Source organism: Streptomyces bobili, assembly GCF_002154575.1.
Classification (GTDB): Bacteria; Actinomycetota; Actinomycetes; order Streptomycetales; family Streptomycetaceae; genus Streptomyces; species Streptomyces bobili.
In genome coordinates this window covers 46,803-57,534 of the sequence record NZ_MUBA01000121.1, presented here as the reverse complement: position 1 = coordinate 57,534, position 10,732 = coordinate 46,803, and the positions used below count along the sequence as shown (strand labels likewise).

The window sequence follows — 10,732 nt, the reverse complement described above, 5'->3', positions numbered from 1 at the left end:
GCGCCGACCCCGCCCGGCCCGTGCTGACCGTCCGCGACCTGACCGCCGCGCACGGCACCACCACCGTGCTGCGCGCCCCGCACCTCACCCTCGGCGCCGGTGTCCTGGGGCGGGTCGGCCCGGTGTTCGTCGAGGAGCCTGCGGGTCCATTCGTGCCGGGGTGCGAGCCACAGCCGTTCGGCCGGTCCCGACTCCACGACCTTGCCCGCGCGCATCACGAGAACCTCGTCGGCGAGGGCGCGCACCACGTCCAGGTCGTGGCTGAGCAGGACGACCGCGATTCCCGTGGCCGCGACCGCCGCCAGCTGCTCGACGATGCGGCTCTTGGTCAAGGCGTCCTGGCCGGTGGTGGGTTCGTCGGCGACGACGACGCGGGCGCCGAGCAGCAGGGCCTGGGCGAGCACGACGCGCTGCTGCTGGCCACCGGAGAGCTGATGCGGGTAGCGGCGCAACAGTGCCTCGCCGTCGGCGAGTTGGGCGTCGCTCAGGGCCCGCAGGACCAGTTCGCGGGCGGCCGTACGGCGTTCCGCGCGCGGCAGGTGACGTACCTGGGGGCGGGCGATGTCGTGGAGGAGGGCGCTGACGCGGCGGGCCGGGTTGAGGACGGCGGCGGGGTGCTGGGGCACGTATCCGACCGGCCCGTCGCCGGGGCGGTGCACCTCCCCCGTGACGCGGGCGCCGGGCGGGTACTCACCCAGGAGTGCGAGGCCGGTCGTGGTCTTGCCACTGCCGGACGCCCCGACCAGGGCGGTCACCCGGCCGGCCGGCACCCGCAGGTTCACGCCGTCGACGACGGCCCGTCCGTCGATCTCGACGCGCAGCTCGCGGATCTCCGCCGCGAGGGCGCTCTCGCCGGTCCTCGGCGCCGGCTGGTGGCTCACGGTCGTCGTCCCTTCCGTCGCGGGGTCTTCTCCAGGGCGGCGTCGAAGACGAGGTTCGTGCCGGTCGTCAGGGCCACGATCAGCAGGGCGGGCACCACCACCGCCCAGGGCTGCACGAACAGTCCGGTGCGGTTGCGGTCGACCATGACCGCCCAGTCGGCGGCGTCCGGTGCGACTCCCACGCCGAGGAAGGCGGCCGTGGACACCAGGTAGAGCACACCGGTCAGCCGGATCCCGGCGTCGGCGGCGAGGGTGCGCAGGGTGGCCCGGCCGACGTAGCCCACGGCGATCCGCCACCAGCTCTCGCCCTGCATGCGCAGCGCCTCGACCGCCGGACGGGCGGCGGCCTCGCCCGCCGCCGCCCGCACGATCCGGGCCGCGTCGGGCACGTTCACCAGCGCGACGAGCAGGGCGAGCCCGGCCGCGCCCGGCGAGAACACGGACGCCACGAGCAGGATCAGCAGCAGCGACGGTACGGCGAGCAGCACGTCCAGCGGCCGCATCAGCAGCTCCTCCAGACGCCGTACGTGGGTGAGCGCGGCGGTCAGTCCCACCGGCAGCGCGACCAGGTAGGCCAGGGCGGTCGCGGCGAGGGCGGTCAGCACGACCGTACGGCCGCCGAGCAGGATCTGCCGCCAGACGTCGCGGCCGACGAAGTCGGTGCCGAGCGGCGGGTGACCGTCGCCGAGGGCGAAGGACAGGGAGCGGGGGCCGGGTTCGCCGGCGAACACGGGGCCCAGAAGGGCGAGTGCGAGCGGGACGGCGACGACCGTGAGGCCGAGGGCGAAGCGGCGGCGGGTCACGCGGCCACCTCCGCGCGGGGCGTCAGCCGGTGCGCGACCAGGTCCGCGCCCAGGTTGAGGAGGACGGTCAGCACCCCGAAGACCACGGCCAGCCCCTGCACGACCGGTACGTCCCGTTCGGCGACGGCGTTGAGCAGGACCGTGCCGAGGCCCGGAATGACGAACAGCGCCTCGACGACGATGACCCCGCACAGCAGCCAGTCGGCGGTGCGGGCCAGTTGCTGGACCGCCGGGGCGAGGGCGTTGGGAAGGGCGTGGGCGTAGCGGACACGGGCGCCGGGGAGGCCGCAGCGGCGGGCGTGGACGGCGTAGGGCGCGGCGAGGGCGTCGACCATGCCGGCCCGGACCAGGCGGGACAGCGAGCAGACCGGCCGGGAGAGCAGGACCAGCACGGGCAGGACCAGGGCGGCCGGGTGGCCGAGCAGGTCGGTGCCGTAGCCGACGGCGGTCGGCGGCAGCCAGGCCAGTTTCAGCGCGACGACGGTCACCAGCAGGACCCCGAGGGCGAACTCGGGGACGGCGTACACGGCGAGGGTGACGGAGCTGACCAGCCGGTCCACGAGCCGTCCCTCGTGGCGGGCGGCGAGAACGCCCAGGCCGAGGCCGAGCGGGACGAGCAGCGCCAGGGTGAGGGAGGCCAGCAGGAGGGTCGGGCCGAAGCCGTCGCCGAGGTACTGCGACACCGGGCGGCCGGAGGCCAGGGAGGTGCCGAGGTCACCGTGCGTCAGACCCGCGGCCCAGTCCGCGAGCCGCTCGTACGCGGGCCGGTCGAGGTCCATCGCCTCGCGGATGGCGGCGATGCGCGCCGGGTCGGGCTGGTCGCCGGCCAGGGCGACGGCGGCGTCGCCCGGCAGCGCCTCGGTGAGCGCGAAGACCAGCAGCACGACGGCGACGGTCTGCGCGGCGCCGAGGAGCAGCCGCCGGGCGACGAACGAGCGCAGGCCACTCGTCCTCGGGCTCTTGGTCACGCCAGCCAGACCTTGTCGAAGCGGGCCCAGTCGAGCGTGTTGGCGGGCGCCTCGGTCTCGACTCCCTTCACCGCACGGGCCGTTCCGATGATCCAGTCGGCGAACCCCCAGATCAGGAAGCCGCCCTCGGCGTACAGGCGGCGCTGCATGCGCTCGTAGACGGCGGCCCGTCCTGCCTTGTCACGGGTGGCCTGCGCCTGCTGGTAGAGGGCGTCGAAGTCCTTGTGCTGCCACTTGGTGGCGTTGGTGGTGGAGTCGGTGAGCAGGCGCTGCGAGATGTGCGCCTCGATGGGCATGGCGCCGGAGCGGTAGCAGCACAGGGTGCCGCTGTCGAGGATGTCCTTCCAGTAGGAGTCCTTGCTGCCCACCTTCACGTCGACGGTGACGCCGGCCTTGGCTGCCTGGTCGCGGAAGATGCCTGCGGCCTCGGTGAATCCGGCGGCGACGGCCGAGGTGTCCAGGGTGACCTTCAGTTTCTCGGCACCGGCCTGCTTCAGCAGGGCGCGGGCCCTGTCGAGGTCCTGGGCGCGCTGCGGGAGGCCGTCGGCGTAGTACTCGTATCCCTTGCCGAACAGGTCGTTGCCGACGACGCCCGCGCCGGACAGGGCGCCGTCGACGAGTTCCTGGCGGTCGGCGATGAGGAAGAACGCCTCGCGGACCCGCTTGTCGTCGAAGGGGGCGCGGTCGGTCTTCATGCAGAAGGCCTGCATGGCGCTGCCGCGCAGCCGCACGATCTCGATCTGCCCCTTGCCCTCGTGGGCGCGGGCGGTCGTCGGCGCGAGTTCGTGGGCGTACTCGATCTGGCCGCCGAGGAGGGCGTTGACGCGGGCCGACTCCTCGTTGACGACGACGAGTTCCAGCTCGTCGAGGTGCGGGGCGCCGTCCCAGTAGGCGTCGTTGCGGCGGAAGACGGCCGAGCGGCCCGGCGCGAAGGAGACGAACCGGAAGGGCCCGGAGCCGATCGGCTTCCTGTCGAAGTCGGTGGCGTTCTCGGGGACGACGTACGCGCCGAACGCGGCGAGCACGTTGGGGAATTCTGCTGTCGGCCGCTTGAGTACGAACTCGATGACCCGGTCGCCGGTGGCGCGGCTCGCGTCGAGGTCGATGGGCTCCAGCGACGCCTTCGCGCGGTACGCCTGCTTCGGGTCGGCGATACGGCGGTAGCTGTACAGGACGTCCCTGGCGGTGACCGGCCTGCCGTCGTGGAAGGTGGCCTGGCGCAGGGTGACCTTCCAGCGGGCGAGGGTCTTGTCGGGCTCCCACGAGGCGGCGAGCCGGGGCTGCGCGGAGAGGTCGGCGCCGAAGTCGGCGAGCTTGTCGTAGAGGGCCTTGGCGCGGGCGGCGTCGGCGAACAGGTTGGCCAGGTGCGGGTCGAGGGTCTCGCTCGCGCCACCGCCGGCGAACGCGGCGCGCAGCCGCCCGCCCTTGGCGGGCTTGCCGTCGCCGCTGTCGGCCGGGTCGTCGCCGGTGCCGTTGCCGTTGCCGCAGCCGACGAGGGCGAGGGCGGCGGCCCCGGTGCCGGCGGCGAGGAAGCCGCGTCGGCGCAGGCCGGAGAAACGTTCGTCATGCATGGCTGTTCCTTGGGGTGGAGTCGACAGGAGCGTGGGTGGATCAGGGGGTGGTGGTCAGGCGGGCCACGAGGTGCAGGCGGTCCCCGTCGGCAGTGACGCCGGGCGCATCGCCTTCCCGCCAAGGGGGTTCGGTGCGCGGACCGGGGCCGTCGTGGAGTTCGAGGACCTCGAAGCCGTGCGCGCCGAGGAAGTGCCGCAGCTCCTGCGGGAACAACAGCCGCCAGGCGGAGTGCTGTTCGACCGGTGGCGTGCCGTCGTCGGCGGTCCATACGCGGATACGGCGCAGGAGTTGGGCGCCGTGGTCGACGTACAGATTCGTGGCCGAGCGGTAGTTGACGCCCCGCCAGGTGAACGCGTCGACCTTCGGGGTGTCCAGGAGGTCCGTACGGCCCAGGAGGTAGGCGCCGTTGCGCATCTCCGCGACCAGCAGTCCGCCGGGCGTGAGGGCGTGGCGGCAGGAGGCGAGGAAGCCGTCGAGCTGGTCGTTGGTGTGGCAGTACAGCAGGGAGCTGTCGAGGCAGACCACCGCGTCGAAGGCGGCCCGGCCGAGGTCGAAGCCGTGCAGGTCGGCCCGGAGGTAGGCGGGTCCCCGGTGGTGGGCGCGGGCGTGGCCGAGCATCGCCTCGGAGAGGTCGGCGCCGGTCACCGTACGGCCGGCGCGGTGCAGGTGGGCGGCGTCGCGGCCGGTGCCGCAGCCGATGTCGAGGACGCGCGGACCGGCGTCGTGCCGGCGCAGGCGGTCCTCGGCCCAGCGTCCGGCGAGCCGGTCGGGGTCGGGGAACCGGGCCTCGTAGAGGGCGGGGTTGTCGGTGAGGAGGTTGCCGTCGGCGTGGACGGTCACGCGTTGCTCCTCTCGTCGGCGGAGGCGGTGGAGCAGGAAGACGCGGAGGAGGTGGAGGCGGAGTTGGAGGCCGCGCAGGAGGTGGAGGTGGCGGACGCTCCCGAGGCGGCCTGGGCCGGCGAGCCCGTCAGGTCGGCCGGGGCCGTCAGGTCGGCCGGGCCCGCCGGATCGGCCCCCCGGCCCGCGGGCAGTGCCCCTCGCCTGTGCAGCCAGGCCACCCCGGCCGCCGAAGCGGGCCCGAACACGGCGCAGAACACCCACGGCAGCCACTCGGCGCCGGTTCCCTCGCCCGTGTCCATGGCCCAGCCGACGACCGTGTTGCCGAGGGCGGCGGCGACGCCCGAGACGGCGTAGAAGATCCCGAAGTAGGTGCCGGTCAGCTCGGGGCGGCCGAAGCCGGGGATCAGTTCCATGACGAACGGCGAGGCGATCATGACGCCGAGGTGCAGCAGCAGGGCGCCGAGCAGGACGGGCACGGCGACCAGCCATCCCTCGGACGACGATCCGGCCACCACCGCCGGGGGCAGGAACGCCAGGCCCATCAGCGTGAGTCCGGCGGCGATCCAACGGGCCCGGTGGCCGCGGGACTTCAGGGCCCGGGTGACGCGCAGCTGGAACGCCAGGTTGGCGAGTGTGCCGACGAGGAGGACGAGGCCTGCCGCGCCGTCCCAGCCGGTGGCCCGCCGGGCGCCGTCGGGCAGCAGCAGGTAGAGCTGGTTCTCCAGGGTGAACATGCCGACCATGGCGAGGGCGAAGCCGAGGAAGGCGCGGTTGCCGGCCACCTCGCGCCAGTCCGCGAGGACGCTCGCCTCGCTGGGCGGCACCTCGCGGGCGGGCAGCACGAGGGCCTGCGCCACGGTGAGGACGGCGAAGATGCCGGCGGCGGTCAGCGCGGAGGCGCGGAAGTCGACGAGGAGGAGGGCGCTGCCCAGCAGCGGGCCGATCAGGGCGCCGGTGGTGGCGAACACGTTGAACAGGGCGAACGCCTCCGCCTTGCGCTCCCCCGCCTCCTGGGAGAGGTAGGTGCGCACGGCCGGGTTGAACAGGGCGCCCGCGAGTCCGCTCAGCACCGACGCGGCGAGCAGCACGGGCAACCCGTCGCCCAGCGCGAACAGCGCGAACCCGACCGTCCGCAGGGCGCACCCGGCGATGATCACGCCCCGCGCGCCGAGCCGGTCGGCCGCGGAGCCGCCGATGAGGAACAGGCCCTGCTGGCTGAGGTTGCGCACGCCGAGGACGATGCCGACGACGGCCGCCGACATGCCCAGGTTCTCGCCGAGGTGGACGGCGAGGTAGGGGATGAGGAGGTAGAACCCGGTGTTGACGCCGAGCTGGTTGACGAGCAGCAGCCGGACGGCGACCGGGAAGCCGCGTATCTCATGCCAGGTCCGCATGCGTCACCCCCAGTCCCGGACGGTCGCTCGCGCGGACGAAGCCGTCGGCGCCGCCGATGCCGCTCCAGGGGTCGTCGGCGAGGAGCAGGTGTCCGTCGAGGTCGGTCCAGCGGGCGCGGTCGGCGAGGTGGACGGCGGGCGCGAGGCCGAGGCTGCTGGCGGTGAGGCAGCCCAGCATCAGCGCGGTGCCGCTGCCCTCGATGGCCTCGGCGATGCGCAGGGCCGCGTGGACGCCGCCGCACTTGGCGAGCTTGACGTTGACGCCGTGCACGCGTCCGGCGAGGCGGCGGGCGTCCTCCAGGCCGACGGCGTCCTCGTCGGCGATGACGGGCAGCGGTGACCTTTCGGCGAGGGCGGCCAGCGTCTCCGGATCGCCGGGCGCGAGGGGCTGTTCGACGGCCTCGACGCCGAGTTCGGCGTAGCGGGGCAGGAGCTTCTCGGCCTGGCGGAGCGTCCAGGCACCGTTGGGGTCGAGGAGCAGCCGTGCACCGGGGGCCGCGTCGCGCACGACGCGGACGCGTTCCACGTCGTCCTCGGGGTCGGGGCTGCCCGCCTTCACCTTGAGGACCTGGAAGCCGCTCGCGGCGAGCCGGCGGGCCTGCGCCGCCGCATGGGTGAGCGAGGTGATGCCGAGGGTGCGGGCGGTGGCGGCCACGGGGGCCGCGGGCGCGCCGAGAAGCCGGTGGACGGGAGCGTTCGCCCGCTTGCCCACGAGGTCGAGGAGGGCGGCCTCGACGGCGGCGGTCACGGCCGGCGGCACGGAGGGTTCGTCGTCGCGCAGGGCTTCCAGGGCGGTCTCCGGGTCGGCGAAGCGGCCCAGGTCGACGGCGGCGAGGAGACGTTGCAGGGTGGGGGTGTCGAGGCCGTAGTACACGCTGGTGACGGCCTCGCCGTGGCCGCGCAGTCCGTCGTGCTCGACGGTCAGCCACACGGCGTCGCGGGCGGCCATGGTGGAGCGGGAGATGCGCAGCGGCTCGGCGAGGACGAGGCGCACGGTGCGCAGGCGGGCGTTCACCTGTGGGCCTCCGTGCCGCGGAGGGCGCCGAGCGGGTCGGTGACGCGGGTGCAGCGCGCCCAGCCCGTCGCCTCGGCGGTGTGCGGGTGCGGTATCTCCACGGGCCGGGTGGCCGCGGTGGCGGGGTCGACGCCGTGCGCGGCGGTGAAGTCCTCGTCGTAGACGGTGCCGAGGTAGCGGTGCGGGCCGTCGGGGAAGACGGTCGCGACGACCGCGCCGGGGTGCACACGGGCCGCCCAGGCGGAGACGCGGGCGACCGCGCCGGTGCTCCAGCCGCCGGTGACGAAGCTGCCGCGGGCGAGTCTGCGGCAGCTGTCGACGGCCTCGGCGGGGCCGATCCAGTGGACCTCGTCGAAGGCGTCGTAGGCGACGTTGCGCGGGTGGATGCTGCTGCCGAGGCCGCGCATCAGGCGGGGGCGGGCGGGCTGGCCGAAGATGGTGGAGCCGGTGGCGTCGACGCCGATCAGCCGCAGTGCGGGCCAGTGGCGGCGCAGCGGTCCGACGACGCCGGCACTGTGGCCGCCGGTGCCGACGCTGCACACCAGGATGTCCAGGTGGTCGAGCTGGGTGGCGAGTTCGGCGGCGAGGGAGGCGTAACCGGCGGTGTTGTCGGGGTTGTTGTACTGGTCGGGCCAGTAGGCGCCGGGGAGTTCGGCGAGGAGTTCGCGGAGCCGGGCGAGGCGGGCGGCCTGCCAGCCGCCCTGGAGCGCGGGCCGTTCGGCGATCTCCAGGCGGACGCCGTGGGCGCGCAGCAACTGCCGCATCGACCGTTCCAGTTCGCGGTCGCCGACCAGCACGACCGGGTGGCCGAGCGCCTGTCCGGCGAAGGCGAGGCCGATGCCGAGCGTGCCGGAGGTGGACTCCACCACCGGGGCGCCGGGGCGCAGTTCGCCGCGTTCGCGGGCGCCGAGCAGCATGGACACCGCGGCCCGCGCCTTCATGCCGCCGGCCGAGAGCGCCTCCAGCTTGGCCCAGAAGCCGGGGTGCGGGCCGGGCAGGTCGGCGGTGACGCGCACCACGGGGGTGCGGCCGAGGAGCGCGAGGAGTTCGCGGCGCGCGTCGGGCAGGACGGCGGTCGTGGTCATCGAGCGGCTCCCGGACGGCCGTAGCGGTGGACGGTTCCTGGTCCGCCGTCGAGCCAGAAGAAGGGGTAGGGCTCGGCGCAGACGGCGCTCACCCCGTGGCCGAGGAGGCGGGGCAGGACGGCGCTGCCGGTCTGGGCGAACGCGACCAGTTGCTTGCCGTGCGTCTGGGCGTGCCGGCGCAGGGGTTCGAAGGTGCCGTTGCCGAGGGTCATGCCGGAGACGAGCAGGGCGTCGCAGCGGTCGGCGGCGGCGAGGGCGTCGGTGAGGACGGGCTCGCCCCACTCGGTGGTGCCGCCCTTGAGGTCGCTCGGCAGGTAGCCGAGACCGCGCGAACGGAGCGCTTCGAGGAGGGAGTTGACGACACCGACGACGAGGACGGTCGCTCCGGCGGGCAGGTCGAGCAGTTCGACGACGGCGCGGGCGCGGGCGCGGGACTTCTCCAGGGAGGATCCGGCGGGCAGCGGGACCGGGCGGGCGCCGTGCTCGGGGGTGTGGGGGGTGACGTGCAGGAGGTAGGCGTCGAGGGCGGCGACCCGCACCGGCAGCAGGGGGTGCTCCAGGAGGTGGGCCACGTCGGCGCCGACGCAGTCGTCGAGCGCGCTGTCCGGCAGTTCTCCGGGTTCGACGGCGCAGGAGCCGACGGCCTCGGCGAGGCGCAGGCTGAGCACCTCGTTGCGGTAACCGGTGCCGCGCCCGTCGTGGCGTACGGCCTGCCGGGTGGTGAAGGCGACGGCGATCCGCCGGGTGGCCGGGTCGGGGCCGAGGGCGCCGGCCCGGACGCGGTCGACGAGGTCGTCGTACGCGTGGAAGGTGTGGAAGGCCGCGGTGGTCGTCATCGGACGACCAGTCCCGCGCGCAGCCCGGACAGCAGGTCCTCGACGCGGGCGCGGGCGCCGGGGCCGCCGGTGTCGGCGGTCATGACGTGCCCCAGGTATTCGTTGTTGCTGCCGGCCGCCTTCACCGTCCGGCCGGGTTCGGCGAGTTCGACCTCCAGGACGCCGTCCGCCTCGCGTACGCCGTTCCCGTCGAGCGCTTCCAGGGTGCCGGCGCGCTCCGGGACGAGGAAGCCGATGGCGGCGCTGCGCACTCCGGTGTCGGTGCGCCGCAGGTCGGGCGCGCGGCCGAGGGCGACGTCCACGAAGGCGGCGGCGAGGTCGACGCCGGTGACGTGGCGGACCAGTTCGGTGATGCGGTTTCCGGCGGGCCGGGGGTTGACCTCGACGACGCGCGGTCCGGCGGAGGTCAGCTTGATCTCGGTGTGCGCCACGACCCCCTCGGTCAGGCCGAGGGCCTTGAGCGCGCTCAGTGCGGTCTGTTCGGCGGCCTCGGTGTCGGCGGGGGTCAGGTCGGCGGGGAACATGTGGCCGGTCTCGATGAAGGCGGGCGCCCCGCCGACGCTCTTGTCGGTCACACCGACCACCTGGACCATGCCGGCGTGCGAGACCGTCTCGACGCTCACCTCGGGCCCGTCCATGAGTTCCTCCAGCAGCACGGCGGTCGACCTGCGCTGCCCGCGCGCATTCACCGGGAAGCCGGCCATCGCCCGTACGGCGTCGGCGAGTTGGCGCTCGTCGTCCACGCGGCGCACGTACATGCCGGCGCACAGGTCGACCGGCTTGACGACGAGTGGGTAGCCGATCTCGCGGGCGGAGCGGGCCAGGTCGGCCCACTCCTCGTGCAGGGCGAAGCGGGGGCCGGGCACGGCGGCCTCGGCGAGGACGCGGCGGGTGGCGTCCTTGCGGCAGGCGTTCCCGACCGCTTCGGGGCCGGGGCCGGGCAGTGCGAGGCGGTCGGCGATCCGGGCCACGGCCGGCAGGTAGTAGTCGCAGGAGGTGAGGACGCCGTCGAAGCGCAGTGCCGCGTGCAGCCGCTCGGCCTCGGGGAGCAGGGCGTCGAGGTCGTTGGTGTCCGCCGTGATCACGTTGCGGGCGCCGAGCAGCGGGTGCGCCGTCCCCTCGGGGGCCGAGCGCAGGTAGTGGTGCAGGTCGCGGGTGAGGAAGGTGAACGTGTGGCCGCCCTCCCCGATGGCCCGGGGCAACAGCCTGCTCATCGATCCGACCCAGCTCTCGACCATCAGCAGATGAGCCACAGTTCCCCTTTTTCGAGCGGCGAGTTCGGGCGCGCCAGGGCAGCCCGGCGAACCCTCGCCGAAGGTCGAGGATGCCGGGCTGCGC

Annotated in this window: 10 protein-coding genes; all 10 read right to left on the bottom strand. The window is 74.4% G+C overall.

The annotated features are described in order from the left end of the window. On the bottom strand, nucleotides 1-881 hold an 881-nt coding region (locus BZL64_RS11075; RefSeq protein ID WP_244205298.1), incomplete at its 3' end, for an ATP-binding cassette domain-containing protein. Next, nucleotides 878-1,684: an ABC transporter permease gene (locus BZL64_RS11070; RefSeq protein ID WP_086768556.1), complete on the bottom strand. Its 807-nt coding sequence runs from the start codon at nucleotides 1,682-1,684 to the stop codon at nucleotides 878-880. The genes BZL64_RS11070 and BZL64_RS11075, both read right to left, overlap by 4 nt. Next, nucleotides 1,681-2,652, bottom strand: coding sequence for an ABC transporter permease (locus BZL64_RS11065; RefSeq protein WP_086768554.1), 972 nt, complete (start codon nucleotides 2,650-2,652; stop codon nucleotides 1,681-1,683). Before BZL64_RS11065 ends, BZL64_RS11070 begins: the two co-directional genes overlap by 4 nt. After that, a complete protein-coding gene (locus BZL64_RS11060; RefSeq protein WP_086768552.1) occupies nucleotides 2,649-4,223 on the bottom strand; it encodes an ABC transporter substrate-binding protein in 1,575 nt (524 codons plus the stop codon). The genes BZL64_RS11065 and BZL64_RS11060 overlap by 4 nt, the downstream gene beginning before the upstream one ends. Before the next feature lie 40 nt (nucleotides 4,224-4,263). Next, nucleotides 4,264-5,064, bottom strand: a complete 801-nt coding sequence (locus BZL64_RS11055; protein WP_086768550.1) for a class I SAM-dependent methyltransferase — start codon at nucleotides 5,062-5,064, stop codon at nucleotides 4,264-4,266. Next, nucleotides 5,061-6,458, bottom strand: a complete 1,398-nt coding sequence (locus BZL64_RS11050) for an MFS transporter (RefSeq protein WP_107430266.1) — start codon at nucleotides 6,456-6,458, stop codon at nucleotides 5,061-5,063. Before BZL64_RS11050 ends, BZL64_RS11055 begins: the two co-directional genes overlap by 4 nt. After that, nucleotides 6,442-7,473, bottom strand: a complete 1,032-nt coding sequence (locus BZL64_RS11045; RefSeq protein ID WP_086768549.1) for a mandelate racemase/muconate lactonizing enzyme family protein — start codon at nucleotides 7,471-7,473, stop codon at nucleotides 6,442-6,444. Before BZL64_RS11045 ends, BZL64_RS11050 begins: the two co-directional genes overlap by 17 nt. Further along, complete coding sequence (locus BZL64_RS11040) at nucleotides 7,470-8,558, bottom strand: PLP-dependent cysteine synthase family protein (protein ID WP_086768547.1); 1,089 nt, start codon at nucleotides 8,556-8,558, stop codon at nucleotides 7,470-7,472. The genes BZL64_RS11045 and BZL64_RS11040 overlap by 4 nt, the downstream gene beginning before the upstream one ends. Next, on the bottom strand, nucleotides 8,555-9,394 hold the full coding sequence (locus BZL64_RS11035; RefSeq protein ID WP_086768545.1) for a Rossmann-like domain-containing protein: 840 nt from the start codon (nucleotides 9,392-9,394) through the stop codon (nucleotides 8,555-8,557). Before BZL64_RS11035 ends, BZL64_RS11040 begins: the two co-directional genes overlap by 4 nt. Beyond that, nucleotides 9,391-10,647 (bottom strand): ATP-grasp domain-containing protein, encoded by a 1,257-nt coding sequence (locus BZL64_RS11030; RefSeq protein ID WP_208639417.1) that lies wholly within the window; start codon nucleotides 10,645-10,647, stop codon nucleotides 9,391-9,393. Before BZL64_RS11030 ends, BZL64_RS11035 begins: the two co-directional genes overlap by 4 nt. Nucleotides 10,648-10,732: the final 85 nt, after the last annotated feature.